This window comes from Caulobacter sp. GW821-FHT12A07 (assembly GCF_058807655.1).
The window spans coordinates 1-26,214 of the sequence record NZ_JBXAQX010000016.1 but is presented as its reverse complement, the minus strand read 5'-3'; the positions used below and the strand labels follow the sequence as shown (position 1 = coordinate 26,214).

19 protein-coding genes are annotated in these 26,214 nt (G+C 69.9%); 5 read left to right on the top strand and 14 right to left on the bottom strand.

What is annotated here, in order from left to right; translation table 11 throughout:
- Positions 1–3 precede the first annotated feature (3 nt).
- From AC1RRS_RS23485 to AC1RRS_RS23465, 5 genes are all read right to left on the bottom strand, one after another.
- Positions 4–1,554 carry a flavodoxin domain-containing protein gene (locus AC1RRS_RS23485; RefSeq protein ID WP_492857294.1) on the bottom strand — a complete coding sequence of 517 codons (1,551 nt, stop codon included), beginning with the start codon at positions 1,552–1,554 and terminating at the stop codon, positions 4–6.
- Positions 1,551–2,555: an FAD:protein FMN transferase gene (locus AC1RRS_RS23480; protein ID WP_492857293.1), complete on the bottom strand. Its 1,005-nt coding sequence runs from the start codon at positions 2,553–2,555 to the stop codon at positions 1,551–1,553. The genes AC1RRS_RS23485 and AC1RRS_RS23480 overlap by 4 nt, the downstream gene beginning before the upstream one ends.
- 167 nt (positions 2,556–2,722) lie before the next feature.
- A complete protein-coding gene (locus tag AC1RRS_RS23475) occupies positions 2,723–3,688 on the bottom strand; it encodes a DUF4198 domain-containing protein (RefSeq protein ID WP_492857292.1) in 966 nt (321 codons plus the stop codon).
- A 14-nt stretch (positions 3,689–3,702) separates the two neighbouring features.
- Positions 3,703–4,215: a DUF2271 domain-containing protein gene (locus AC1RRS_RS23470; RefSeq protein WP_487291874.1), complete on the bottom strand. Its 513-nt coding sequence runs from the start codon at positions 4,213–4,215 to the stop codon at positions 3,703–3,705.
- Between the two features lie 16 nt (positions 4,216–4,231).
- The gene (locus AC1RRS_RS23465) at positions 4,232–4,861 is read right to left on the bottom strand and encodes a PepSY-associated TM helix domain-containing protein (RefSeq protein ID WP_110119314.1); all 630 of its coding nucleotides are present in this window, start codon (positions 4,859–4,861) and stop codon (positions 4,232–4,234) included.
- A gap of 357 nt (positions 4,862–5,218) precedes the next feature.
- On the opposite strand from AC1RRS_RS23465, the gene AC1RRS_RS23460 reads away from it, so the two are divergent.
- The 5 genes from AC1RRS_RS23460 (at position 5,219) to AC1RRS_RS23440 (ending at position 16,608) form a co-directional block, all read left to right on the top strand.
- Positions 5,219–7,141, top strand: coding sequence for a M61 family metallopeptidase (locus tag AC1RRS_RS23460; RefSeq protein ID WP_492857291.1), 1,923 nt, complete (start codon positions 5,219–5,221; stop codon positions 7,139–7,141).
- Positions 7,142–7,230: 89 nt separating this feature from the next.
- Complete coding sequence (locus AC1RRS_RS23455; protein ID WP_492857290.1) at positions 7,231–9,030, top strand: DUF885 domain-containing protein; 1,800 nt, start codon at positions 7,231–7,233, stop codon at positions 9,028–9,030.
- A 254-nt stretch (positions 9,031–9,284) separates the two neighbouring features.
- Complete coding sequence (locus AC1RRS_RS23450; RefSeq protein ID WP_492857289.1) at positions 9,285–11,696, top strand: glycoside hydrolase family 3 N-terminal domain-containing protein; 2,412 nt, start codon at positions 9,285–9,287, stop codon at positions 11,694–11,696.
- A gap of 155 nt (positions 11,697–11,851) precedes the next feature.
- Positions 11,852–13,771, top strand: coding sequence for a sialate O-acetylesterase (locus AC1RRS_RS23445; RefSeq protein WP_492857288.1), 1,920 nt, complete (start codon positions 11,852–11,854; stop codon positions 13,769–13,771).
- A complete protein-coding gene (locus AC1RRS_RS23440) occupies positions 13,768–16,608 on the top strand; it encodes a glycosyl hydrolase 115 family protein (RefSeq protein ID WP_492857286.1) in 2,841 nt (946 codons plus the stop codon). Before AC1RRS_RS23445 ends, AC1RRS_RS23440 begins: the two co-directional genes overlap by 4 nt.
- Before the next feature lie 136 nt (positions 16,609–16,744).
- Here AC1RRS_RS23440 and AC1RRS_RS23435 read toward each other — a convergent pair whose 3' ends face one another.
- The 9 genes from AC1RRS_RS23435 to AC1RRS_RS23395 all read right to left on the bottom strand — a co-directional run bounded on the left by AC1RRS_RS23435 (position 16,745) and on the right by AC1RRS_RS23395 (position 26,070).
- Positions 16,745–17,458, bottom strand: a complete 714-nt coding sequence (locus AC1RRS_RS23435) for an energy transducer TonB (protein WP_492857285.1) — start codon at positions 17,456–17,458, stop codon at positions 16,745–16,747.
- A gap of 50 nt (positions 17,459–17,508) precedes the next feature.
- A complete protein-coding gene (locus AC1RRS_RS23430) occupies positions 17,509–19,569 on the bottom strand; it encodes a TonB-dependent receptor domain-containing protein (protein WP_492857284.1) in 2,061 nt (686 codons plus the stop codon).
- 237 nt (positions 19,570–19,806) lie between these two features.
- Positions 19,807–20,433 (bottom strand): peptide chain release factor H, encoded by a 627-nt coding sequence (gene prfH / locus AC1RRS_RS23425; protein ID WP_492857283.1) that lies wholly within the window; start codon positions 20,431–20,433, stop codon positions 19,807–19,809.
- The gene (locus tag AC1RRS_RS23420) at positions 20,430–21,542 is read right to left on the bottom strand and encodes an RNA ligase RtcB family protein (protein ID WP_492857282.1); all 1,113 of its coding nucleotides are present in this window, start codon (positions 21,540–21,542) and stop codon (positions 20,430–20,432) included. The genes prfH and AC1RRS_RS23420 overlap by 4 nt, the downstream gene beginning before the upstream one ends.
- Positions 21,539–22,027: a hypothetical protein gene (locus AC1RRS_RS23415; RefSeq protein WP_492857281.1), complete on the bottom strand. Its 489-nt coding sequence runs from the start codon at positions 22,025–22,027 to the stop codon at positions 21,539–21,541. Before AC1RRS_RS23415 ends, AC1RRS_RS23420 begins: the two co-directional genes overlap by 4 nt.
- 342 nt (positions 22,028–22,369) lie before the next feature.
- On the bottom strand, positions 22,370–22,516 hold the full coding sequence (locus AC1RRS_RS23410; protein WP_492857280.1) for a hypothetical protein: 147 nt from the start codon (positions 22,514–22,516) through the stop codon (positions 22,370–22,372).
- 41 nt (positions 22,517–22,557) lie between these two features.
- Positions 22,558–24,354, bottom strand: a complete 1,797-nt coding sequence (locus AC1RRS_RS23405) for a DUF885 domain-containing protein (protein WP_492857279.1) — start codon at positions 24,352–24,354, stop codon at positions 22,558–22,560.
- Between the two features lie 102 nt (positions 24,355–24,456).
- Positions 24,457–25,434 carry a zinc-binding dehydrogenase gene (locus AC1RRS_RS23400; RefSeq protein ID WP_492857278.1) on the bottom strand — a complete coding sequence of 326 codons (978 nt, stop codon included), beginning with the start codon at positions 25,432–25,434 and terminating at the stop codon, positions 24,457–24,459.
- A gap of 39 nt (positions 25,435–25,473) precedes the next feature.
- Entirely contained in the window at positions 25,474–26,070 is a 597-nt protein-coding gene (locus AC1RRS_RS23395) for a TetR/AcrR family transcriptional regulator (protein ID WP_492857277.1), read from the bottom strand.
- Positions 26,071–26,214: the final 144 nt, after the last annotated feature.

The window sequence follows — 26,214 nt, the reverse complement described above, 5'->3', positions numbered from 1 at the left end:
CCCTCAGTAGACGTCCCGCCGATACCGTCCCTGGTCGGCCAGGTCCTCCAGCGCGGCCGCGCCGAGGATCTCGGCCAGGGCGGCATGCACCTCGCGCGACATGCCTTCCAGCGAGCCGCAGACATAGATCGCCGCCCCCCGCGCCACCCAGGCCCGGATTTCGTCGGCGCCCGCCCGCAGGCGGTGCTGGACGTAGACCTTGTCGGCCTGGTCGCGGGAGAAGGCGAGATCCAGCCGCGCCAGAACACCCGAGGCGACCCAGGCCTGGATTTCCTCCCGGTGGAAGAAGTCGTGGGCGGCCGAGCGCTCGCCGAACACCAGCCAATTGCGCTGGCGGCCCAGGGCGGCGCGGGCCTTCAGGTGGCTGCGCAGACCAGCCAGGCCCGTGCCGGCGCCGATCAGGATCATCGGCCGGTCGTCGGCCGGGGCATGGAAGCTGCGGTTGGAGCGCACGCGGCCGGCGATCTCGCCGCCGACGCTCGCATGCTCGACCAGCCAGCCTGAGCCGAGGCCCGGCTTGCCGTCGGCGCGACGCATCAGTCGCACGACCAGCTCGACCCCGCCGTCGGCCGGCAGCGAGGCGATGGAGTATTCGCGGTGGGGCAGGGCGGGCAGGGCGTCGACCAGGGCTTGGGGCGCGGCGCCGGCCAGCGCCCTGATGGCCGCCTCTTCGTGCGGCAGGCGGCGCCAGGACAGCACCTCGCCCAGAGTCTGGGCCTCGTCGGCCTTCACCGGTGCGTCAGCGGAAAGCGACAGGCGCGATAGCAGGTCGGCCACGTCGGCCGGTGCGTTGCGGGGGCCGATCTCGACGATGTCGCCGGCCTGCCAGGCGACGTCGCCGTCCAGCGGTTCCAGGCGCACATGGAAGGCGCCTTCGCCGGCCGAGCCGGGATTGAGCAGGCGGCGGTCGGCCAGTTTCCAGCGGCCATAGGCCGGGCGGCTCCAGTCGGGGGTGTCGGTCGGGCCGGTCAGCACCGAAAGCTGCGACTGCCAGTGGCGCAGGGCGGCGGCCTCGCCGTCGTCGACCTCGACGGTGTCGAACAGGCGCGCGCCGCCGTTGCGGGCCAGCCAGGCGTCCAGGCTGTGACCGAAGGCGCAGTAGTTGGCGTAGCTGCTGTCGCCCAGGGCCAGCACGGCGTAGGTCAGGCCCGACAGGTCCGGCTCGGTGGCCATGACGTCGCGGATGAAGCGGCGGGCGTTGTCGGGGGCGTCGCCTTCGCCGGTGGTGCTGACGATGAAGAGGGCGCGGCCGGTCAGGTCGGCCGGCTCGACGGCGGCCAGTTCGCGCAGGCGCACCGGCAAGCTTGCGGCTTGCAGGGCTTTCGCGGTGGCCAGGGCCAGTTCCTCGGCGAAACCGGTCTGGCTGGCGAAGGCCACGAGCACCGGCTCGCCGGCGCCGGCGGCCAGGGCCTTTTCCTCGCGGCGGGCCTTGGCCTTGCGCAGCGCGACCTTCAGGACGATCCCGGCGCACAGCAGCAGGTAGAGGCCGACGACGATCGCGGCCAGGACCAGGCGGCGCGAGCCCGGCGGCAGGCTGGAGAGCAGGTCGGTCATTCGTCGAGCATCGCCTGCAGGGCCGGCGACAGGCGCTCGCTGAGGCCGCCCGGACCACGCGTGACGATCAGGACCGGCAGGTCGCGCGCCGTGGCGAAGGCCTGGGCCGCGTCCGGACCCATCACGGTCAGGGCGGTGGCCAGGGCGTCGGCGGTCATGCACTCGGGATGCAGCACGGTGACGCTGACCACCCCGGCGTCGCACGGCGCGCCCGACGCGGGGTCCAGGGTGTGGGCGTAGCGCTTACCCGCATGGTCGAAGAAGCGGCGATAGTCGCCAGAGGTCGCCACCGACAGGCCGTGCAGGGCCAGCACCGTGCGCGGGGCGGCTTCGTCATTGGCCGAAGCGACCGGCGGGCGCTCCAACTCGACCCACCAGGGCTGTCCGTCGGGCTTGGCCCCCGTGCCGCGCAGCTCGCCGCCGACCTCGACGAGGTAGGAGCGCACGCCCGAGCGTTCGAGCGCGCGGGCGGCCTCGTCGACGCCGAAGCCCTTGGCGATGCCGTTGAGGTCGATGGACAGGCCGCCCGGCTGAAACAGCGCGTCGCCGTCCAGCGTCACGCGGCGCCAGCCCATGGGGGCGCGGGCGGCGTCGAGGGCGTCGGCGTTCGGCGGCTCGCCGGAGAAGGGGCGGGGGCCGAAGCCCCAGAGATCGGTGACCGCGCCCAGGGTCGGGTCGAAGGCGCCGTCGCTGTCGGCGGCGACCTCGATGGCGCGGCGCAGCACGGCGGCGAAGCCGGCGGGCAGGGCGGTCCAGGTTCCGGCGGCCGAGCGGTTGAAGCGCGAGAGCGCCGACATCGGGTCCCAGGCGCTCATCTGCGCGACCACCTGGTCGAGGGCGCGCTGGACCATGGCGGTCATGGCCGCAAGGTCGGTGGTCGCGGGCAGCACGGCCTTGACCGACCAGGTCGTGCCCATGGTCGCCCCGTCGAACCCGCGCACGACCCCGCCCACCGGCCGGGCCGGCGGTTCGGAGATCAGGGGGACGAGGACGCGGGTCATGGGGGAGGTCTTCCAAACTCCTCCCCCGCGCAGCGGGGGAGGGGGACCGCGAAGCGGTGGAGGGGGCGGCGGCGCGCACGGCGCTCTGTCACTCGCCCCCTCCGTCACGGCGCTGATAGCGCCGCGCCACCTCCCCCGTTGCACGGGGGAGGAGCTAGGCCGCTGCGCTACGGACGCTGGGCTTCGAACGTCGCGGTGTAGCTGGCGCTGAAGCCGTTGCCGGCCAGCGGGCCGGTCTGGCCGCCGCCGGGGCCGCCCGGACCACCCGGGCCGCCTTGGGGCGCGCCGCCGGGAGGACCGCCTTGCGGGCCGCCCTGACCACCGGGACCACCTTGGCCGCCCGGAGCGCCGCCGCCCGGGCCGCCCATGCCGCCGCCGCGGCCGGTCTCGCCGGTGCGGACGCTGGCGTTCAGCCAGTACATGCCGGCTTCCGGCAGGGTGAACTTCACCGCGCCGTCGGGGCCGGTCTTGACCTTGATCTCGCCCGGATTGGCGCGATAGCGCGAGTTGCCCGGCACGATCGTCACTTCCAGGTCGGCGGCGGGCTTGCCGTCGATCACGAACTTGAAGGTCGCGGCCTCGCCGGCCACCACGTCGTTGGGGTGGGTGACGGACACCAGTTCCAGGCCCTTGCCGGTCGGCTTCACAGCCGTCGGCGCGCCGCGGGTGACGAAGGTCTCGTTGCGGCTGAAGCTCTTGATGGTCTTCAGGTCGGCGGCGCCGGCCGGAACCTGGGCGGCGAACTCTTCCGGCGTGCCGCGGAAGCGCTTGACCTGGCCGTTCTCGGTCCAGCTGGCCACGATGTTGGCCGAGGCGGTGCCGATCCGGTAGGTGCCGGGCTTGGCCAGCTCGACATCGAACACCGAGCGGTACTGGCCGGTCGAGCCGTTCTTCAGCGGTTCGGTCGTGCCGTCCGGCGTGGTGATGACCACGGCGTCCAGGCGCATCGGGCGGTGGTCGGGGTAGAACAGCTCGTTCGAGACGGCCGCGTCGACCGTCACCCAGGCGCCGTCGCCCGACAGGACGGTGGCGGAGGGCACGATCCAGCCGCGGTGGGCGTTGGCGGCGAGAGGCAGGGCGGCCAGGGCCGCCGTGACGGCGGTGAGGGCCAGGAGGCGCTTGCGGATGTTCATGGCGTTATCCCCTCTTACTTGACGGTGACCGAGACGGCGCCGAGTTCGGCGGTCCCCTTGGCGGTGGCGGTCTTGCCGGGCTTGCCCCAGGTGAACGGGACGCGGACGGCCTCGTGGCCGCCGACTTCGCGGGCGGCCTCGACCACCAGCGTGTATTCGCCCGGCTTCAGCTTGGAGAGCTCGCTCTTGGCGCCGCTGAAGACCAGCTTCTGCGGGCCGGGGGCGCGGGTGGCGCTGGTGATGCCGTCGGCCGGGAAGCTCATGGCGCGGCCGGCCTTGCGCCACCACTGGCGCATGTCCTTCAGCCACTTCTGGCCTTTGTCCTCGCGGGAGTCGGCGTCGTACCAGACGGCCAGGGTCGCGGCGGCGCCGGCGTCGGGGCCTTCGACCCAGATGGCGACGTAGGGCTTGTGGTACTCGGCCACGGTCAGGCGCGGGATCTCGACGGTGACGTTGAGGTCGGCGGCCATCGCCGGAGCGCCGACGGCGGCGCCGGCGAAGGTCAGCAGGGAGACGGTGCGCTTCACGGAAGGCGGCCTTTCTCTAGAGGTGGACGAACAGGATCACGAGGAGAAGCGGTATGGCCAGCCCGGCGGCGGTCAGCGGCCAGGTCATCGGCCGCCCGCGGGCGTGGAATTGCAGCAGGATCAGGCCGGTGACCGTGAAGATCACGCAGGCCCCGGCGAAGATGTCGATGAACCAACCCCAGGCCTTGCCGGCGTTGCGGCCCTTGTGCAGGTCGTTGAGCAGGCTGACCGCGCCGCGGGTGGTCTTTTCGTGCTCGACGGCGCCGGTCTCGCGGTCGATGGCGATCCAGGCGTCGCCGCCGGGACGGGCCAGGGCCAGATAGACCTCGGCGTCGGACCATTCGCCCACGCGGCGGGCGATGTCGGCGTCGACGGCCTTGTCGAGCCAGGTCTCGACCTTGATCGGCAGCGGGCGCTTGCCCTCCACCGGCCCCTTGGCCAGCTCGGCCAGCAGGTCGGCGGGCAGGGTGGCCTTGCGGGTGACGACCTTGGGCTCGGCCTCGATCTGGCCGGCGTGGTTGAGGGTGAAGCCGGTGATCGCAAACAGCAGCATGCCCACCAGGCTGAGCGCCGCGCTGATCCAGTGCCACTGGTGCAACTGCTTCAGCCAGAAGGAGCGGCGGTTCTGTTCGGCGGCGGCTTTCACGGGATTCCAGGGCGGACGAGCTTTGGTGTCGCCGTCCATACTTGAGAGCGACTTGCAATTACAAGACCCGATATCGCTCCAGCGCCGCTTGGAAACAAAGCGCCCGTGATCGGTTCTGCGTACGGTCGGAAAGCAGGCGGTGCGGAACTCTGCATGCGGGGCCGTCGATCCTGCTGCGGAAAGGCGCATCCCTCTCGACGAAACAGGCGCCTCGCGCCGTCGCCCGGGCCGGGATCAGTTTGGGGCTATATTATAACAGCGTGCGGCCAACTTGGCCTCGACAAGCGGGGCTCAACAAAAGAAACATCCAGGCTTCCTGCCGCGAGGGGACTTCGCGGGCTGCATTGGGGTCGTTTCGTGAAAGCGCTTTTCTTCTCGGTTTCGCTTCTGTCGCTCGTGGGCGGCGCCGCTCTCGCCCAGGACTACCTGCCCCAGCCGGCCCCGCCGACCCCGCCGATCGCCGCCCCGCAGGACGTGGCCTATCCGGGCGTGCTGAAGCTCTACGTCGACGCCACCGACCTCGAGCGCAAGATCTTCGACATCAAGCTGACCCTGCCGGTGGCCAAGCCCGGCCCGCTGACCCTCTATTATCCGGAGTGGGTGCCGGGCGGCCACTCGCCGCGCAACGACATCGACAAGCTGGCGGGCCTGATGATCACCGCCAATGGCCAGGTGATCCCCTGGAAGCGTGACGTGGTCGAGGTCAACGCCTTCCACATCGACGTGCCGGCCGGCGTGAGCGAGCTGAACATCGCCTACAAGTTCCTGTCGCCGGTCGAGACCAAGGTCGGCCGCATGGTCATGACCCCGGACATGCTGAACCTGCAGTGGCTGCAGATGACCATGTATCCGGCCGGCCATTTCACCCGCCGCATCGCCGTCGAGCCGACCGTCAAGCTGCCGGAAGGCTTCCAGTTCGCCTCGGCCCTCGAGGTCGCCAAGACCGAGGGCCAGGCCACCGCCTTCAAGCCGACCACGGTCGAGACCCTGGTCGACTCGCCGATGTTCGCCGGCCGCTACTTCAAGTCGGTCGATCTGGATCCGGGCGCCAAGGTTCCGGTGCGCCTGAACATGATCGCCGACAAGCCCGAGCTTCTGGAGTTCAAGCCCGAGCAGATCCAGATCCACAAGAACCTGGTGCAGCAGGCCTACAAGCTCTACGGCTCGCACCACTACGACCACTATGACTTCCTGGTGGCCCTGTCGGACCAGCTGGGCGGCATCGGCCTGGAGCACCACCAGTCGAGCGAGAACCGCGTCGCGCCCAAGTACTTCACCGACTGGGACAAGGCCTATGTCGGCCGCGACCTGCTGGCCCACGAATACACCCACTCGTGGAACGGCAAGTTCCGCCGCGGGGCCGACCTGTGGACCCCGACCCTCAACACCCCGATGCGCGACAGCCTGATGTGGGTCTATGAGGGCCAGACCCAGTACTGGGGCTATGTCCTGTCGTCGCGCTCGGGCCTGCTCAACAAGGAGCAGACGCTGGACGCCATCGCCATGACGGCCGCCGCCTACGACAGCCGTCGCGGCCGTGACTGGCGCCCGGTGCAGGACACCACCAACGACCCGATCATCGCTAACCGCAAGCCGCTGTCCTGGCTCTCCTACCAGCGCAGCGAGGACTACTATTCGGAAGGCCAGCTGGTCTGGCTCGACGCCGACACGCTGATCCGCGAGAAGACCGGCGGCAAGAAGTCGCTCGACGACTTCGCCAAGGCCTTCTTCGGCGTGGCCGACGGCTCGTACGTCTCGCACACCTACACCTTCGACGACGTGGTCTCGGCGCTGAACGGCGTGGTGGCCTATGACTGGTCCACCTTCCTGAAGGACCGCATCGAGGGCGTGAACCCTAAGGCCCCGCTCGATGGCCTGACGCGCGGCGGCTACAAGCTGGTCTATACCGATGCGCCGACCGACTACTTCAAGGTCTCCGAGACGCGCGGCAAGGTCACCAACCTGGCCTATTCGATCGGCCTGACCGTCGGTTCGGACGGCGTGCTCAGCGACGTGCAGTGGGATGGTCCGGCCTTCAAGGCCGGCCTGACCCAGGGCCTGACCCTGGTGGCCGTCAACGGCGAGGCCTATGACGCCGACAAGCTGAAGGCCGCCGTCAAGGCCACGGCCAAGGGCGAACCGGTCGAGCTGCTGGTCAAGGAAGGCTCGCGCTACCGCACCGTGAAGCTCGACTACACCGGCGGCCTTCGCTACCCGCGCCTGGAGCGCGTGGCCGGGACCCCGGCGCGCCTGGACGACATCCTGGCCGCCCGCAAGTAAGCCCATAGAGCCGTCCGGCGCCCGGGGCCGCGAGGCGCCGGACGGCTTTGTCTTCCAGACGCGCGGCCGCGCCTGTCCTGGAAGCTCTCATGTCCGATTCCAACACTTTCGATCGTCGCCAGCTGCTGGCCGGGGCGACCGCCGCCGCCGTTTCCACGGCTCTGCCGGCCATGGCCGCCCCGGAGGACGAGCGCGGCAAGCTCTACGCCCTGTTCGACGCCTTCTTCGACGAGGACCTGACCGAGAGCCCCGAGCAGGCCACCAATCTGGGCCTCGACACCGGCGCCCACGCCGGCGCGCGCACGAAGCTGGGCGACCGCTCCATCGCCGGCTGGATCAAGGAGCGTCGCGAGCCGGCGGCTCGGCTCAAGCGCCTCAAGGCGATCGACCGCAAGGCGCTCTCCGGCGACGACGCCGTCAACTATGACACCGCCGCCTACTATTACGGCGCGCGCGACAAGGCCTCGGGCTTCGACTACGGCGCGGTGTCGCGGCCGTTCGTGGTGACCCAGTTCTATGGCGGCTATTCGTCGGTGCCGAGCTTCCTGGACAGCAAGCACGCGGTGGCCTCGGCGGCCGACGCCGACAGTTACCTGGCCCGCATGGCCGGCTTCGCCACGGTGCTCGACCAGGAAAGCGAGCGGGTGCGGGCCGACGCCGCCAAGGGCGTGATCCCGTCGGACTTCATCCTCGACAAGGCCATCGGCCAGCTGAAGCAGTTCCGTAGCCTGGCCCCGGAAAAGAACGTGCTGGTCGCCTCGCTGGCCCGCCGCGCCAAGGCCTATGGCGACTACGACGCCAAGGCCGCCGCCCTGCTGGCCAGCGCCATCCACCCGGCGCTGGACCGCCAGATCGAGACCCTGACCGCCGTCCGCGCCAAGGCCGTGCACGACGCCGGCATGAGCCGCTTCAAGGACGGCGAAGCCTTCTACGCGGCCCTGCTGCGCATCTACACCACGACCGAAAAGACCCCCGACGAGGTTCACCGCCTGGGCCTGGACGAGGGCGCGCAGATCCAGGCGCGGATGGACGAGATCCTGAAGAAACGCGGCTTCACGCAAGGGTCGGTCGGCCAGCGCATGGCGGCGCTGAAGGACCTGCCGGGCGAGGCCTATCCCAACACGGACGAAGGCCGCGCCCAGATCCTGGCCTACTGCAACCGGCTGATCGCCGAGATGCAGCCGAAGCTGCCGCAATGGTTCGGGATCACCCCGAAGATCCCGGTCGAGGTGCGCCGCATCCCGCCCTACACCGAGGCCGGCTCGTCGGGCGGCTATTACGAGCGGCCGCCGCTGGACGGCTCGCGGCCCGGGGCCTTCTACATCAACCTGCGCGACACGGCCGAGCGTCCGCGCTACGCCCTGCCGACCCTGACCTATCACGAGGCCGCGCCGGGCCATCACTTCCAGCTGGCCCTGACCGCCGAGGGCAGCCTGCCGCGCTTGCGCCAAAACATGTTCTTTTCGGCCAACACCGAGGGCTGGGCGCTCTACGCCGAGCAGGTGGCCATGGAGATGGGCCTCTACGAGAACGACGACCTGGGCCTCTTGGGCATGTACCAGGCGCGCCTCTTCCGGGCCTCGCGCTGCGTGGTCGACACCGGCATCCACGCCAAGGGCTGGAGCCGCGAGAGGGCCATCGCCTACATGGTCGAGACCGGCGGCGACGACGAAGGCCGCATCATCCGCGAAGTCGAGCGCTACTGCGCCAACCCCGCCCAGGCCTGCTCCTACAAGGTCGGCCACACCGTCTGGGCGGCCCTGCGCGAGCGGACCAAGGCGCGGCTCGGCGCCAGGTTCGACATCCGCCGCTACCACGACACGGCGCTGCTCGTGGGGCCGACGCCGCTGACCGTGCTGGAGGGGGTGGTGGACGCCTGGTCGGGGTGACGAAAAGACGCCTCTCCCATGGGGAGAGGAGGGGACCCGCCGCTTGCGGCGGGGAGGTGAGGGGGTACGCCGTCGGCCGTCTAAACCCCTCACCCTCCCACGCCTGACGGCGCGGGCCCCTCCCTCTCCCTCAAGGAGAGGGGTAAACGAAAGTGACCGGTAACATTTGGGCTTGAGTGGTCTGACAAGCTCTCCCATAGTGTCAGGCAAGACGGCGCGAAGCCGCCGTGACGAAATGCTGGGGAAACGCAAGGATGACCACCACCCTTACCCGCCGCACGCTGGGCGTCAGCCTGGCGGCTCTCGGCGCCGCCATGGCCCCGGTGGTCCGCGCCGCGCCGAAGGCTGTAGGCGACAAGCCGCTCTACAAGGACCCCGCCCAGCCGGTCGAGGCGCGGGTCAAGGACCTGCTGGGGCGCATGACCCTGGAGGAGAAGGCCGCCCAGCTGATCGGCATCTGGCTGACCAAGGCCGCCATCCAGACGCCGGAAGGCGACTTCTCGCCCGAGACCGCGTCGAAGAACTTCCCCAATGGCCTGGGCCAGATCTCGCGTCCGACCGACCGCAAGGGCCTGAAGCCCACGAAGGAGGTCAACGCCGCCGCCGGGGCCGACGACGGCTCGGTTGGCCGCAACGCGCCACAGACCGCCCGCTACGTCAACGCCGCCCAGAAGTGGGCGGTGGAGAAGACCCGCCTGGGCATCCCGATGCTGATGCACGACGAGGCCCTGCACGGCTACGTCGCCCGCGATGCGACCAGCTTCCCCCAGGCCATCGCCCTGGCCTCGACCTTCGATCCGGAGTTGGTGGAGAAGGTGTTCTCGACCGCCGCCAAGGAGATGCGCGCCCGCGGCTCCAACATCGCGCTCGCGCCCGTCGTCGACGTGGCCCGCGACCCGCGCTGGGGCCGCATCGAGGAGACCTATGGCGAGGACCCGCACATCTGCGCCGAGATGGGCCTGGCCGCCATCCGCGGCTTCCAGGGCAAGACCCTGCCGCTGGCCCCCGACAAGGTGTTCGTCACCCTAAAGCACATGACCGGTCACGGCCAGCCCGAGAACGGCACCAATGTCGGCCCGGCCCAGATCGCCGAGCGCACCCTGCGCGAGAACTTCTTCCCGCCGTTCGAACGGGCGGTGAAGGAGCTGCCCGTGCGCTCGGTCATGCCCAGCTACAACGAGATCGACGGCGTGCCCTCGCACGCCAACCGCTGGCTGCTGACCGACGTGCTGCGCGGCGAATGGGGCTATCAGGGCTCGGTGCAGAGCGACTACTTCGCCATCAAGGAGCTGATCAGCCGCCATAAGCTGACCGACCAGGTCGCCGATACGGCGGTGATGGCCATGCACGCCGGCGTCGATGTCGAACTGCCGGACGGCGAGGCCTATGTGCTGCTGCCGCAGCTGGTGCGGGCCGGCCGTATCCCCGAAGCCGAGGTCGACGCGGCCGTGGCGCGGGTGCTGCGGATCAAGTTCGAAGGCGGCTTCTTCGAAAATCCGTATGCGGATGAAAAGACCGCCGACGCCAAGACCGCGACGCCGCAGGCCGTCGCCCTGGCCCGCGAAGCCGCCCGCAAGGCGGTGGTGCTGCTGAAGAACGACAAGGGCCTGCTGCCGCTCGACGGCAAGAAGATCAAGCGCCTGGCCCTGCTGGGCACGCACGCCAAGGACACCCCGATCGGCGGCTATTCCGACGAGCCACGCCACGTGGTCTCGGTGCTGGAGGGCCTGACCGCCGAGGCCAAGGCCCAGGGCTTCGCCCTCGACTACGCCGAGGCCGTGCGGATCACCGAAAAGCGCGTCTGGGCCGCCGACGAGGTCAAGCTGGTCGATCCGGCGGTGAACGCCAAACTCATCGCCGAAGCCGTCGAGGTGGCCAAGAAGGCCGACGTCGTCGTCCTGGTGCTGGGCGACAACGAGCAGACCAGCCGCGAAGCCTGGGCCGACCATCACCTGGGCGACCGCGACAGCCTGGATCTCGTCGGTCAGCAGAACGACCTGGCCCAGGCGATCTTCGCCCTGGGCAAGCCGACCGTGGTGTTCCTGCTCAACGGCCGGCCGCTGTCGGTGAACCTTCTGGCGCAGAAGGCCGACGCCCTGGTCGAGGGCTGGTACCTGGGCCAGGAGACCGGCAATGCGGCGGCCGACGTGCTGTTCGGCCGGGCCAATCCGGGCGGCAAGCTGCCGGTCAGCATCGCCCGCGACGTCGGCCAGTTGCCGATCTACTACAACCGCAAGCCCACGGCCCGGCGCGGCTATCTGTTCGACCGCGAGACCAGCCCGCTCTATCCGTTCGGCTTCGGGCTTTCGTACACGAGCTTCGACATCGCCGCCCCGCGCCTCTCCAAGGCCAGCATCGGCCAGGGCGAGAGCACGACGGTGTCGGTCGACGTGACCAACACCGGCAAGGTCGCAGGCGACGAGGTGGTGCAGCTCTACATCCACGACGAGGCCGCCTCGGTGACCCGTCCGGTGCTGGAGCTGAAGCACTTCAAGCGCGTGACCCTGGCGCCGGGCGAGAAGAAGACGGTGACCTTCGAGGTGGGGCCGTCGGATCTCTGGATGTGGAACCTGGCGATGAAGCGGGTGGTCGAGCCGGGGGACTTCTCGATCCTCGTGGGGCCGAACTCGGTGGACCTGAAGGCGACGAAGCTGACGGTGGTTTAGGGAATAGATGCTCCCCCTCTGGGGGAGCTGTCGGCGAAGCCGACTGAGGGGGTAAGCGCCGCGCAGACCCCCTCCGGCCCTCTGGGCCACCTCCCCCAGAGGGGGAGGATCTATAACGAACGAGCCGCCTCAGGCGGCCGCGAGGGAGTATCCGCATGCGCCGTGTCGCGCCGATCCTGCTGGCCGCCGTGATGGCCACGCCCGCCGCCGCTCAAGGCCCGCTGCTCAACGGCCTGTTCGCCGACCATGCGGTGGTGCAGCGCGACCGGCCGCTGCCGGTGTTCGGCCGCGCCAAGCCGGGCGAGGCGGTGACGATCACCCTCGGCGACAAGACCGCGACCGCCACGGCCGGCCCGGACGGCGCCTGGCGCGCCGACCTGCCGGCCTTCGCGGCGGGCGGTCCCTACACGCTGCAGGCAAAGACCGCCTCGGGCGCGGCCCAGACGGTCAGCGACCTGCTGGTCGGCGACGTCTGGCTGTGCTCGGGCCAGTCGAACATGGAGCTGCCGGTCGAGCGCGGGAACAACTCGTGGTCGGAGATCCGCTCGGCCAACGACGATGGCCTGCGCATGGCCTATGTCGACCACGTCGACAGCCGCACGCCGCTTTCCGCCTTCTCCAAGCCGTCGACCTGGAAGGCCGCCAAGCCCGAGGCCGTCGGGTCGTTCTCGGCGGCCTGCTACTACATGGCCCGCGAACTGCGGAAGACCGACAAGACGCCGCTGGGCCTGGTCCACGCCTCGTGGGGCGGCTCGGCGATCGAGGCCTGGATGAGCCCGGCCGCCCTGCGCAAGGCCGGGAACTACGAGGACGGCCTGACCACCCTGGAGCTGTCGCTGAAGGACCGTCCGGCCGCCGACCGCCGCTGGGGCGAGACGATCAAGGCCTGGTGGAGCCTGCGCCACAACGGCGCGGACGGCGGCCCCTGGCTCGGCGACGGCGCCTGGACGCCCGCGCCCAAGGGCCTTGGCGTCTGGGAAAGCTGGGGCGTGCCGGCCCTGGCCGCCTTCGACGGGATCGTTTGGTTCGAGACATCGGTGACGCTCACCGCCGCCCAGGCGAAAGGCGCGGCCAGCCTCGAGATCGGCATGGTCGACGAGGTCGACACCACCTTCGTCAACGGCGTCGGCATCGGCTCGACCTCCGGTGCGGGCACGGTGCGCGTCTATCCGCTTGCGGCCGGACGCCTGAAGGCCGGCGCCAACCGCATCGTCGTCTCGGCCTTCGACAGCTACGCCAACGGCGGCATGTACGGCGACGCGCCCCGCGCCCTCGTCCTGGCCGACGGGACGCGGATCCCGCTGGCCGACTGGCGCTACCAGATCGAGCCCAAGACCAGCGGCGAGCCGCCGCGCGCGCCGTGGGACACGCTGTCGGGCCTGTCGACCCTCTACAACGGCATGCTGGCGCCGATGGGGCCGTGGGCCTTCAAGGGTCTGGCCTGGTACCAGGGCGAGACCAACGCCGGGCGGCCGCAGACCTATCAGGCTTTGCTGACGCAGTTCCTGGCCGAGCGCCGCGCCGGCCAGCCCGCAGACATGCCGGCCCTGGTGGTGCAACTGGCCAACTACGGCAAGCCGCAACTGACGCCGGAAGACTCCTGGTGGGCCCAGCTGCGCGAGGGGCAGCGCCTGGCCGTGGCCAAGGACGGCCACGCCGCCATCGCCGTGATCACCGACATCGGCGATCCGTCCGACATTCACCCCACCAACAAGCAGGACGTCGGCAGGCGCCTGGCGCGGGGCGCGCGCCGCCTGGCCGGCCAAGCTGTCACCAACGGCCCGTCGCCGGTCTCGGCCCGTCGGGTCGGGGAGACGGTCGAGGTGAAGTTCGAACAGGTCGCCGACCGGTTGGCGGCGCGGGGCTCGGACCGCGCCATCGGCTTCGAATTGTGCGACGCCGCCGCCTGCCGCTTCGCCGACGCCCGGGTCGAGGGCGACAAGGCGGTGGTCGCTGTCCCGGCCGGCCTGACCCCGACCAGGGTGCGCTTCGCCTGGGCCGACGCCCCCACCTTCAACGTCTTCGACCTGTCGGGCCTGCCGCTGGGGCCGTTCGAGCTGGCGGTGACGCAATGAACCTCGCGGGACTTCGCGCGGCCGGCTCCGCCCTGGCCCTGGCCGCCGCCGTGGCGCTGGCGGCGCCCGTCGCCGCCCAGGCCGCCCAGCCGGCCGCCGTCTCGGCGACGCCCGTGGCCGGCGGCTTTGCCCTGATTGAAGGCGGCAAGCCCGCGCGGGTCGAGGCCGACGTCACCGACTGGCCCGGCGTGCTGCGCGCGGTGCAGGGCCTGCGCGGCGACCTGTCCAAGCTCTCCGGCGGCGGCCAGCCGGCCAAGGACGCGCCGCTGGTCATCGTCGGCACCCTGGGTAGGAGCGCCCAGATCGACGCCCTGGTGGCGGCCGGCAAGCTCGACGTCTCCAGCCTGAAGGGCCGCTGGGAAGGCTTCGTCCAGCAGGTGGTGGAGAACCCGCGTCCGGGCGTCGCCCGCGCCCTGGTCATCGTCGGGGCCGACAAGCGCGGGACGATCTTCGGCGCCTACGACCTGTCCGAACGGGCCGGCGTCTCGCCCTGGACCTGGTGGGCCGACGTGCCAGTTCCGGTGCGCCGCGAGCTCTCCGTCGCGCCGGGCGCCAACCTGCAGGCGCCGAAGGTCAAGTACCGGGGCATCTTCCTCAACGACGAGAACCCGGCCCTCTACGGCTGGGCCAACACCACCTTCGGCGGCTTCAACCACGCCTTCTACGAGCGGGTCTACGAGCTGATCCTGCGGCTGAAGGGCGACTATCTGTGGCCGGCCATGTGGGGCAAGTCGCTCTATGACGACGACCCGCTGAACGCCGTGCTGGCCGATGAGATGGGCGTGGTGATCGGCGCCTCGCACCACGAGCCGATGATGCGCTACCACGTCGAATGGGAGCGCTACGGCCAGGGGCCGTGGGACTATTCCAAGAACCCCGAGGTCCTGCGCCGCTTCTGGCGCGAGGGAATCGAGCGGATGGGCGCCAACGAGAGCCTGGTCACGGTGGGCATGCGCGGCGACGGCGACGAGCCGATGACGCAAGGCACCGCCACTCGCCTGCTGGAGACCATCGTCGCCGACCAGCGCAAGATCATCGGCGAGGTCACCGGCAAGGACCCCTCCGCCACGCCGCAGGTCTGGGCTCTCTACAAGGAGGTGCAGGACTATTACGACGCCGGCATGCGGGTTCCTGACGACGTGACCCTGCTGTTCGCCGACGACAACTGGGGCAACATCCGGCGGCTGCCCAAGCCCGGTGAAAAGCGCCCCGGCGGCTACGGCGTCTACTACCACTTCGACTATGTGGGCGGGCCGCGGAACTACAAGTGGCTCAACACCAACCAGGTCGAGCGGACCTGGGAGCAGATGCGGCGCGCCAATGATGCCGGCGCCGACCGGCTGTGGATCGTCAATGTCGGCGACCTCAAGCCGATGGAGCTGCCGACCGAGTTCTTCCTCGACATGGCCTGGGATCCCGACGCCATGCCGGTCGAGAAACTGGCGACCTACACCCGCGACTGGGCGGCGGCGCAGTTCGGGGCCGAGCGGGCCGGCGAGATCGCCGCCCTGCTGGACGGCTACACCAAGCTCAACGCGCGGCGGAAGCCCGAGCTGATCGACGGGTCGACCTTCAGCCTGGTGAACTTCCGCGAGGCCGAGCGGGTGGAGGCCGAGTGGAGCGAGCTGGAGCGCCGGGCCGAGGCCGTGCGCAAGGCCCTGCCCAAGGCCCAGGACGACGCCTTCTTCCAGCTGGTCTGGTTCCCGATCGCGGCCTCGGCCAACTTCAACCGGCTCTATATCGCCGTCGGTCGCAACCGGCTCTACGCCGAGCAGGGGCGCAGCGCGGCGGTCGCGCAGGCCGACAAGGTCGAGGCCCTGTTCGCGCGCGACGCCGAGCTGACGCGCCAGCACGACGCCATCGCCGGCGGCAAGTGGGTCCACATGATGGACCAGACCCACATCGGCTACACCGGCTGGCAGCAGCCCGACCGCAACATCCTGCCGGAGTTGGCGCGCCCTGCCGTGCCGCACGCGGCGGTGACGGGCGTCGCCGTCGAGGGGCGCGAAGCGTCGGTGGACGGTGCGGCCGACCTGCCGCCGCTGAGCCGTTGGGGCGCGGCCTCGCGCTGGATCGACGTGTTCAATCGCGGTCCGGCCCAGATCTCGTTCGAGGCGACGTCCGGCGCGTCCTGGCTGAAGGTCGCGCGCGGCCCGGTCGGGCTCGGGGGCGATACGCGGCTGGAGGTGTCGGTCGACTGGGACAAGGCCCCCACGGGTCGCCATCGCGTGCCGATCACCGTGAAGGGGACGGCCGCCGAGGCTGTCGTGATCACCGCCGTGGTCGACAATCTCGCCCGCAAGCCGGCCAAGGGCGCTTTCGTCGAGGCCGGCCAGCCGCTGGCCATCGAGGCCGCGCACCACGCCAGGGCGACGGCGGTGGGCGGCGTCGGCTGGACGGTGATCCCCAATCTCGGCCGCACGCTTTCGGGGGTCACCACCTCGCCGACCACGGCCCCGGCCAGTGAACCCGGCAAGGGGCCTGTGCTGGACTATCTGGTGGATTTCGAGGCGGCGGGGCCGGTGGACCTGTCGGTCCTCGTCTCGCCGGGCCTGGACGTCACGGGCGGCGGCGGACCGCGCTTCGCCGTGTCGATCGACGACGGCGCGCCGGTGGTGGTCAACACCATTCCTGACCCGTCGGAGAAGGCGTGGGACAAGGCGGTGGCGGATAATATCCGTGTACTGACGACATCGCTGGGCGTCCCGTCGGCGGGCGCACATCGGGTGCGGCTGTGGCGGGTGGATCCGGGCGTGGTGTTCCAGCGGCTGGTGATTTCGCGCGGGCCGGCGCCGGGGAGCTATCTCGGGCCGGTGGAGGGGACGCGGGCGAACTAGCAAGGAACCTCCCCCTGTGGGGGAGGTGATCGCGAAGCGATCGGTGGGGGGAGCGGCTGCGAGCTCGGCCGACGCCTCGAAAGCTGAAAACGTCCCCCCACCGGCCTTCGGCCGCCTCCCCCACAGGGGGAGGTTCCTAGTTCGCCAGCGAAAACTCCACCGGCGCGTCCATCTCGATCCGGTCGCCCTTCACCGTATGCGGCGGCGCGGGGAACGGGTCGGACCGGGCGACCATGGCGCGGACCTCGGCGTCGAGCAGGGCGTGGCCGGTGGGGCCGGTGAGGCGGCATTCCAGCACGTGGCCGGCGCGGTCGATGACGAAGGTCACCTGGGCTGTGCCCTGCTGCTTCCGCATGCGGGCGGCCTTGGGATAGGTCTTGTGGGCCTCCAGCCAGGCGCGGACACGGGCGGCGTAGCTGCTGGAAGAGCCGACATGGGCCTGGACGCTGTCGGCGTCGCGCTGGCCGGCCGGCGGCTTGGCGGCCGAGGCTTCCATGGCGCGGGCGGCGGCGGGCACGGCGGCCTGGGCCGCTGCGGGGGCGGTCTGGCGTGGGGCCTCTGAAGGCGGTGTAGGGGAGGGCGGCGCCGGTTTCGGCGCGGCGGCCGTCAACCAGCCGTCGGGACGCGGCGGCAGCGGCTTGGGCGTCGGCTTTTCCGGCTGGGCCGGCTGCGGCGGCGTGGGTTCGCTTATCGGCGTCGGGGCGGGATCGGCGTCGGGCGAGGCCGCGTTGTCGGTCTGGTCGAGGGCCGGGTCGCCCAGCGAGATCAGCATGGCCGTCTCGTCCATCGCGGCGAGGACCGGCTTCTGCTCCCACTGGATCACGGCAAGGCCAAGGGCGCCGTTGATCATCAACGACGCCCCCGTCGCCCAGGCTCGAACGTGCCAGGGCGTCTTCATTTTCAGAACGTCTTGCCGAGGGTCAGCTTGAACGTCCGGCCTTCGGCGTCCAGCGACAGCAGGTGCCGCTGGAAGGTCTTGTCGAACAGGTTGTCGACGCCGGCCTGGACCTCGAGCCCTTGCAGCAGGCCGTCCTGCGGCTTCCAGGTCACGAACAGGTTGTGGACGGCGTAGCCCGGCGTGGCCAGCGAGGTGGAGGTCACGTGGTTCTGGGCGTCGGCGAACTCGCCGCGCCAGCCGGCCGTCAGGTTCTGGGTCGGGAAGACATAGCCCAGGGTCAGGTTCAGGGTGTCGGCCGGGATGGTGTTGAGATAGGCGCCGGTCAGACGGTTCTCGCCGTCGATCACCGACACCGAGCCGCGGGCGAAGAACTGCTTGGCGCCGTATTCGGCCTCGACCTCGACGCCCGAATAGCGCGCCTCGCCGACATTGACGAAGTAGCTGGAGGTGGAGGTGCCGCGCGTGATCAGGTTCTTCACGTCGTTGCGGAACACGGTCGTCTTGAACCGGAACTGGTCGCCCTGGCCGAACAGGTCGCGGAACTGCAGCGTGCCGCCGACCTCGATGTTGTCTGACTCCTCGGGCTTGAGGTTCAGGCTGTAGTTGGTCGAGGCCGTGGCGGTGCGGCTGTAGATCTCGTCCAGCACCGGCATGCGCACGGTGTGGGCGACCGAACCGAACACCGAGGCCCATTCGGTCAGGCTGTAGAGGGCGGCGATCTTGGGCGAGACGCCGTTGTCCTTGACCACCGTGGTGGTGGTGACGCCTTCGCCCGGTTGCAGCTTGGTCCAGTCGACGCGGACGCCCGGGATCAGGGTCAGCTTGCCGAGCACGACCTCGCCCTGGGCGAACAGGCCGTACTTCTCCATGTCGCCTTCGGGGTGGGTGGCCGCGCCATGGTTCGTGCCGGTGGCGGTGCGGCGCGGGTTGCGGCGCTCCTGCTTGTAGGCCTGGGCGCCGACGGTCAGGAAGGCGACGTTGTCGCCGCCGAGGCTGAACTTCGAGACGTTCTGGGTGCGGGCCTGCAGGGTCTTGTACGAGAACTCCGACTCCAACACGCCCGAAAGGAAGGTCGTGTCGGTCTGGTTGACCTTGGTGTTGGCGTAGGAGACCTGGGCGGCGACGTCGAAGAGGTCGCTGCCATTGAAGTCGTTGTTGTAGCCGATCACGGCCGTGTCGTCGGTGGTCTTGCGGCGCACCGGCGTCGTGGCCAGGGCTTCGGACTGGTCATAGATCTGGGTGCTGTCGTTCTTCCAGTTCTGGTACGAGGCCCAGACGTTGTGGCCCTTGGCCCCGCCGATGAAGTAGCGGCCCTTGATCAGGTAGCTGTCGGAGCTGGCCTCCGAGGCCGCGACCTCGACGCCGTCGCCGTTCTCGTAATTGTCGCTGCGACGGCTGGTGTACATGCCCAGCAGCTCGGTGTTGGCGGTCGGCTTCAGGGCCAGGATGCCCGAGCCGAAGCGGGCGTTGGCGTTGCTCTCGACGCCGCCGCGCAGGCGCACGGCGAAGCGGTCGCCGTCCTTCAGGAAGTCGCCGGCGTCCTTGCTGGTGAAGTTGACCACGCCGGCCAGGGCGCCCGCGCCGTAGAGGGTGGACGAGGCCGGGCCGCGCAGCACTTCGACGCGCTTGTAGAGCTCGGGATCGCTGAAGAACGAGCCCATCCGGTACTGCTCGTAGAATTTCGTGACGCCGTCGATCTGCATCAGGATGCGGCTGTCGCTGTCGGCCAGGCCCGTGCCCATGCCGCGGATGTTGAAGCCTTGGCCCAGGGCGCCGACGCCGCCCATGGTGTTGACGCCGGGGATGCCGGCCAGCAGGTCGCCGATGGTCGAGGCCTGGGCGTTGTCGATGGCTTCCTGGTCGATCGTGGTCACCGCCTGCGGCGTATCGATCGCCACCTTCTCCTGGCCGGCCGAGACGACGACCTTGCCCAGCGACAGCTTGCTGGCGGTCGCGGTGGTGGTGGCCTCTTCGGAGGTTTCAGCGGTCTGGCCGTGGGCGAGGCCCGCGAGGGCGAGGTTGGCGACGCCGGCCAGCAACAGGCCGCGCGTCCGCTTGGACATGCGCATGGAATATCCCCAAAATAAGCGAATAAGAATCATTCGCAGACTATGGGCGAGCGACTCCCGACAGAGCGCCTCGCCGAACGGCGACGCTTCTGGCCCCCTTTTCGCTTAAATGCAAGTGACTCTCAATAACGGGTGGTGGCGGGGCGGGAATGTTGGGGGAGGGGGCGGAAGCGGCGCCGGTTGAAGGCGGGGCGAAATCCGCAAGATTCCGCCCCGCCCGTTTTTTGGAGTTCAACCCGGGGGTTTCGGCGAGAAGCGGACCCCCGTGTAGGTTCTGACAGGATTGCCGCGCTCGAGCTGCTGGTTGAGGCTCCATTGCGATCGGCGGGTCTTGTCGCGCGACGCGCTCCGCTGCTCTTCGATCATCATGGCGAGCTTCAGCCGCGCCAACTTGCGGTTGGCGTGCTGCGAGCGCTGTTCCTGCGCGGTGGCGACCAGACCGGTGGGGCGGTGTGTGGCCCGAACGGCGCTGTCGGTCTTGTTGACATGCTGACCGCCTGGGCCGCTGGCGCGCAGGGTCTGGTAGTCGATGTCTTCAGCCTTCAGATCTGGGACAAGGTCAGGCTCCGGCGCAAGGGCGACGCCCACGAACCAGTTCCTGCGATTGTGGCCAGGCCGGAAGGGACTGTCGCCGATCCACAGGACCGTGCCGATCCGCCCGGCGACGAACGCCGGCGCCTCGTCGCCGCTGACGCGCATCAGCAGCGACGAGGGAAGATCCTCGAAGCCATCCAGGGCCTCGCAGACGACGCCGTCAGCCTTGGCCTCGCGGGCGTAGGCGGCCGCCAGTTGGGCGACCACCCACCGACATTCCTGCGGTCCCTGTCCGGACGTCAGGTGCAAGATGACCTCGCTCATGATCCCGCCCTCGTCTTGTAGCTGAGCAAGGGGCGCAGGCGCGCGATGACACGCACCAGGCCGGCGTGCTCCAGGTCCGCCACGACCCGCTGGATGTCCTTGTAGGCCTGTGGCGCTTCCTCGTAGATCAACCGGCGGTCCTCGCAGATGACATGGCTGCCCAGCGCCGTCCGCTGCAGATCGGCGACGCGGAAACGCGGGGACAGCCTTGCGTGCGCGTCCGAGCGGCTCCACCTGCGACCGGCGCCGTGGGCTAGCGACCAAAGGGCCTGGTCGGCGCCGTCGGCGATGGGTTCGACCAGGTAGCTGAAGTCGCCGCGCGATCCCGGAATGGCGACCAGTCCACGATCGGCCGGGGCGGCGCCCTTGCGGTGCAGCCATCCGCCAAGGTGGGGCGTCACGCAGTTGTGGCAGATGTCGAGCACGGGCCGCCCCTCGGCGCCGATGGCGTCGCAGAAGCGTTGCGCGATGATCCGCCGGTTCAGCACAGCCCAGGCCTGGGCCTGATCATGCTCGGCCAGATAGGCCTGTCCCGCCAGACTGGCTGCGAGCATTCCGGCGCCGACGGGGTCCGTCTTGTGCGCCTGAAGAACAGCTTGCCCCAATCCCCGCGATCCGCTGTGAACCATCATCCACACGCGATCCGCCTGCAGGCCCAGCCCATCGAACCGGTCGCCGTCGACGACCTCTTCGATCCGCTGGAACTCCACGAAGTGGTTGCCGCCGCCGATCGTGCCCAGCGTCGGACCGGCCAGATGCGATGGCAGACCGAAACCCGTCACGGCGGCCAGGGTGTCGCCCGACCAGGCCTCGTCGAGGCCTTGAAGCTTGCGCTCCACGGACCCCAGTCTGAACTTGCGCACCGGGCTGCCCAGTTCCCACAGGCCTATGCCGCAACCGATGTCGCCGCCCACAAGATGCGGCCAGATCCGATCCGGCGACCAGAATGCGGCGCCCACCGCGATCCCGGCGCCGACATGCAGATCGGGCAGGCCGACGACGCGCTCGATCCCCTCATAGCGGGCCGACGCCTCAAGCTGGTCGACGGCGGCTGGATCCAGGCGGGAGGGCTCCGCCGAGATCAGCGTAACTTTGGGAGACTGGCTCACAGCGCACCGCCTTTCCCGCCGCAGTTGGCTGCGGGCAGGTATTGGGCGAGGCCCTCGATGTCCTTGAGGATCCCGTCACGCGGATCGACGAAGAACGCCCGGCGGCGACGCCATCGGTTCTCGTGCCCGAGCACCTGCCCCTCATGCATCCACTCGCCGCGCCGGCCGACCGAGATGCGCGTCAGGACGTAGTCGTCGATGTGCTCGCGCACATGCATCTTGATCGTGCTGCCGGTGTCGAGGGTGGCGCAGATCTCGCTGAACACGTCGTCCCACGGCCGCCCTCTCCGGCTTCGCAAAAACCGCACGAGCGGCGCGAGGTTTTCGTTGAGCGATTTCGAATAGCGCGCGGCGATGTACGCGTGGCGTTTCAGGCCAATGAACTGGATGTGCGGATCGGGTGTCCTTTTCAGTTTCGGTGACGGCGCATGCCCAGCGCCCCACCGCGGTCGCTCGACGATGACTTTGAACATGTCAGCGCGCATGGCGGCCCTCCCGAGAAACGGAGGCCGACGAAGCCGGGCTGAACAGCGGATTTCTGATGAAACGGCGAGGTGCTTTCACCCAGCCGAAAGGGATCAGGCGACTGACGTCGCCCGACAGCAAATTGCCCATGCAATCTGTTCCTGAAGAGTCTGGAATACGAGGAGGTTTTCTTGACGGGCTGAAGTCGCTCGCATGATTTTCTCCTTTCCAGTTTCAGAAACAGGCCGAGCTTGGCTGCGACGCTCAATATGGCATCTTAAAGTCGAATTCAAGCTGTTGGCTTCCGTGGGGCGAGCTTCCGTCCTGGGGCGACGTCGCCTTTCAGGCCGAGGCTCCTCCGCCTACGACTTCCTGCCGCCGAACTTGAAGATCCCCACGCCCAGGGCGATGCCCAGCAGGATCCCGATCGCCATGTTGTGGATGATGGCCCCGAAGATCACGCCGACGATCAGCCCCATGGGCAGGCCCAGCACACCGGTCTTGTTCATCGTAGATCCTTCGAAAGTCGTTCAAGTCGCCAGGGCGGGCGTCAGGCGCCGGGCCATTCGTCGAGCATGTCGGCAAGCACGTCGAGCGGCATGGTGCCGGCGGTCAGGCCGGCGTCGTGGAAGCCCTTGAGGCTGAACCTGGAGCCCAGGCGCTTTTCGGCGCGGGCGCGGCTGTCGGTCCAGGTGCGCCAGCCCAGCATGTAGCTCGACGCCTGGCCAGGCTGGACGCAGTAGCGCTCGACCTCGCGGGTGACCGAGGTCTCGGCGTCGCCCAGGGTCTGCGACATGTAGGCGATGGCCTGCTCGCGGCTCCAGCGCTTGGCGTGGATGCCGGAGTCGAGCACCAGGCGGCTGGCGCGAAACAGCATCGAGGCGATGTAACCCAGCTGGCCCAGCGGGTCGTCGCGATAGGCGCCCATCTCGTCGGCCAGCTGCTCGGCATAGAGCGCCCAGCCCTCGGAATAGCCCGAGAAGATCGGCAGGCGGCGCAGGGTGGGGATGCCCGGCGCCTCCATCATCAGGGCGTTCTGCAGGTGGTGGCCGGGGATCGCCTCGTGGAACACCAGGGTCGGCAGGTCGAAGCGCGGCTGCTCGGCCATGTCGCGCAGATTGATCGAGAACAGGCCGGGCCGCGAGCCGTCCAGGCTGGGCGGGGTGTAGTAGGCGCCGGGCGCGCCGGCCTCGATCGACGGCGGGATGCGCTGGATCTTCACCCCGGCCTTGGGCAGGTGGCCGAAGTAAGCGGGGAGCCGCTCGCGCATGGCCGCGACCTTGGTCTCCAGATCGGCCAGCAGGGCGGCGCGCCCGGCGTCGTCGTTGGGATAGAGGTTGGCCGGGTCGCGGCGCAGGGCGGCGATGCGGGCGCCGACCGAGCCCTTGGTCAGGCCGCGGGCCTTGAGGATGGCGTCGGCGCGGGCCGAGAAGCGGGCGACGAGCTCCAGGCCTAGACGATGGATCTCGTCGCCGGCCAGGTCGGTGGTCGTCGCCGCGCGTACGGCGAAGCGGTAATAGGCCTCGCCGTCGGGCAGCCGCCAGACGCCCGCGTCGTGGGTCGCGGTCGGCAGGGCGGCGTTCAGCAGCTGCGCCTGGCGGCGCAGGGCGGGATAGACCTCGGCCTCGACGATCCTGGCGGCGCGGGCCTCCCAGTCGCCGGCGATCGCCTTGGCGCTGGTGCGCCGGGTCAGGCCGACGACCAGTTCCGAACTGGCCGGGGCGGGGGCGAGCATGGCTTGGAATTGCGAGAGGGTGGTGCGCAGCACGAAGTCCGGCGGCGTCGCGCCCCGGGCGAAGTCGGCGCGGGCCCGGGCGGTCTCCTGGTCGAGCAGCACGGCGAAGGCCGACAGGCGCGACAGATAGGCCTGCGCGTCGGCCGCGTCATTGACCGGATGGGTGTCGGCCAGGAAGCCCGGCACGCTGCGATAGGCGCCGGTCAGCTGCGAGATCACATAGGGCGCGGCCACCCCGACGTCGGGATTGCCGTACGGCGTATCGAAGCTCCGCAGGGTGGTGTCGGCCATGTAGGCGGCCGAGCGCAGGTTGACCCGGTCCATGCCGGTCAGGGCCTTGGCGTCGAAGGTCGCCAGGTCCTTGCGCAGGTCTTCGAAGATCTGGCGGGTGCGCAGCAGGCCGGCCGGCGAGCGGTCGTCGAGCTTGCCGCGGGCGGCGGCGTTGGGGCCGGCGTCCAGGCCGGTCAGGGTCATCAGTTGCGGCGAGTCGAGCATCGCCCGCTGGATCAGCCGTTCGAGCACGGCGGTCAGGCGCTCGCCTTCAGTCTGCTTGGCGGTCTCGCGCGCCAGGGCGGGCAGGGGCGCCGCGACGAGGGCGGCTGCGGACAGCATGAAGGAACGACGGTTCGCCATGCTCCGGTTGTAGCGCGCCTTGCGCTTCGCGCCAGGGGTGAAGCTCGGGAAGGCGGCCGTGGGGCCGCCTTCCCGGTCGCCTTACGGCCGCAGCAGCACCTTGCCGGTCTTGCCCGGGGTCAGCGAGGCCTTCACGGCGTCGGACACCTGGTCCAGGCCGTAGACGCCGTCGGTCGGCAGCTTCAGCTTGCCGGTCGCCACCTGGGTCAGCAGCTCGCCGATCAGCTTGCGGCGCAGGTCCGGCGCCATGGTGGCCGAGACGGTCGAGCCCCAGAAGCCCTTCACGGTAAGCTGCTTGAAGATCACCGCGCCCGACGAGATCTGCATCGGCTCGCCGGTCATCGAGCCGAACGAGACCAGCAGGCCGTTCTCGCCCAGCAGGTCGGCCATGTCGCCCGAGGCGGTTCCGCCGATCGAGTCCACAGCCGCCTTGATCGGTGCGCCGCCGGTCAGTTCTGCGACCTTGGCTTTCCAGTCGGCGTCGGCGGTGGAGACGGCTTTGTCGATGCCCAACTCGGCCAGCTCGGCCACGCCGGCGTCGCGGCGCACCAGGTTGACGACATTGACGCCGCGGGCCTTGGCCAGCATGGCCAGGGTCTTGCCGACCGCGCCGTTGGCGGTGTTCTGAGCGACCCAGTCGCCTTCTGCGACGCCGAGCGACTCAAGGAGCGTGATGGCGCTGAACGGCATGGCGATCAGCTGGGCGGCGGCTTCGTCTGGAATGGCGGCGGGCACGGGCACCAGGCCGGCGGCCGAGGCGATGAAGTATTCGGCCCAGCTGCCGTGCACCCCGGCCACGGCGAAGCGCTGGCCGACCAGGGCGGCGTCGACGCCGTCGCCCACGGCGTCGACGACGCCGACCGCCTCGCTGCCGCCGATGGCGGGCAGGGCGGGCTTGTAGCCGTAGTTGCCGCGCACGGTCCAAAGGTCGTGGTTGTGGATCGGCGACAGCAGGGTGCGGATGCGGACCTTGCCGGGGCCGGGCTCGGGGATCGGGCTGTCGGCCAGGGCCAGGACTTCGGCCGGGTCGCCGAACACGTCGTGGATCGCGCTGCGCATGGGGTCTTCCTTCTTGTTGCTTGTTGTGGGGGATGCGGCTCAGGCGGCCGCGAGCATGGTCTCGGTGGTGGTCAGGGCCTCGCGCAGCGGACCCTGGTCCTTGGAAAGCTTGGCCAGGATGGCCGCGCCCAGCCACAGGGCGTACATCGCCCGGGCCGTGGCGACCGGGTCGCCGGACCCGGGCAGGGAGCCGTCGTCGCGGCCCTCGACGATGACGGCGGCGATGCGGCGCACCAGTCGCTCGACGCCGGTGTTGAGGATCAGCCGCATGTCTTCCGACAGGTCGGAAATCTCGGCCGCCAGCTTCACCACCAGGCAGCGGTCGGCCATGCCGCAGGCCGCGTCGGTGTCCAGCCAGACGGCCCAATAGGCCATCAGCTTGTCGCGGCCGCTGGCGCCGGTGTCGAACAGGCCGGCGAGCTTGACGCCGTATTCGGCGCAGTAGTCGTCCAGCAGGGCGCAGCCGAACGCCTCCTTGGATGCGAAGTAGTAATAGAACGAGCCCTTCGGCACGCCGCTGGCGTCCAGCAGCTCCTTCAGCCCCATGCCGCCGAAGCCCTGGCGCAGCACGAGCTCGCGGCCGGTGGCGAGGATGTGTTCGCGGGTGAGCTCGGACTTCTTGCGGGCGGCGGTCATGAGGGCTGTATGGCAGATAATAGACCGGTCGTCTAGTTTTGTGTTTTGAACCTGAGTTTCCTTCTCCTCCCCCGCTTGCGGGGGAGGGGGACCACGAAGTGGTGGAGGGGGCGAGGCTGGGCTCGGCGCTGGCCCCCTCCGGCC

Coding starts and splice junctions, on each gene's coding strand:
- AC1RRS_RS23485 (WP_492857294.1), bottom strand. CDS start 1,554: ATGACCGACCTGCTCTCCAGCCTGCCGCCGGGCTCGCGCCGCCTGGTC.
- AC1RRS_RS23440 (WP_492857286.1), top strand. CDS start 13,768: ATGAACCTCGCGGGACTTCGCGCGGCCGGCTCCGCCCTGGCCCTGGCC.
- AC1RRS_RS23435 (WP_492857285.1), bottom strand. CDS start 17,458: ATGATCAACGGCGCCCTTGGCCTTGCCGTGATCCAGTGGGAGCAGAAG.
- AC1RRS_RS23405 (WP_492857279.1), bottom strand. CDS start 24,354: ATGCTGTCCGCAGCCGCCCTCGTCGCGGCGCCCCTGCCCGCCCTGGCG.
- AC1RRS_RS23430 (WP_492857284.1), bottom strand. CDS start 19,569: ATGTCCAAGCGGACGCGCGGCCTGTTGCTGGCCGGCGTCGCCAACCTC.
- AC1RRS_RS23415 (WP_492857281.1), bottom strand. CDS start 22,027: ATGCGCGCTGACATGTTCAAAGTCATCGTCGAGCGACCGCGGTGGGGC.
- AC1RRS_RS23400 (WP_492857278.1), bottom strand. CDS start 25,434: ATGCGCAGCGCGATCCACGACGTGTTCGGCGACCCGGCCGAAGTCCTG.
- AC1RRS_RS23455 (WP_492857290.1), top strand. CDS start 7,231: ATGTCCGATTCCAACACTTTCGATCGTCGCCAGCTGCTGGCCGGGGCG.
- AC1RRS_RS23445 (WP_492857288.1), top strand. CDS start 11,852: ATGCGCCGTGTCGCGCCGATCCTGCTGGCCGCCGTGATGGCCACGCCC.
- prfH (WP_492857283.1), bottom strand. CDS start 20,433: ATGAGCGAGGTCATCTTGCACCTGACGTCCGGACAGGGACCGCAGGAA.
- AC1RRS_RS23410 (WP_492857280.1), bottom strand. CDS start 22,516: ATGAACAAGACCGGTGTGCTGGGCCTGCCCATGGGGCTGATCGTCGGC.
- AC1RRS_RS23450 (WP_492857289.1), top strand. CDS start 9,285: ATGACCACCACCCTTACCCGCCGCACGCTGGGCGTCAGCCTGGCGGCT.
- AC1RRS_RS23475 (WP_492857292.1), bottom strand. CDS start 3,688: ATGAACATCCGCAAGCGCCTCCTGGCCCTCACCGCCGTCACGGCGGCC.
- AC1RRS_RS23395 (WP_492857277.1), bottom strand. CDS start 26,070: ATGACCGCCGCCCGCAAGAAGTCCGAGCTCACCCGCGAACACATCCTC.
- AC1RRS_RS23480 (WP_492857293.1), bottom strand. CDS start 2,555: ATGACCCGCGTCCTCGTCCCCCTGATCTCCGAACCGCCGGCCCGGCCG.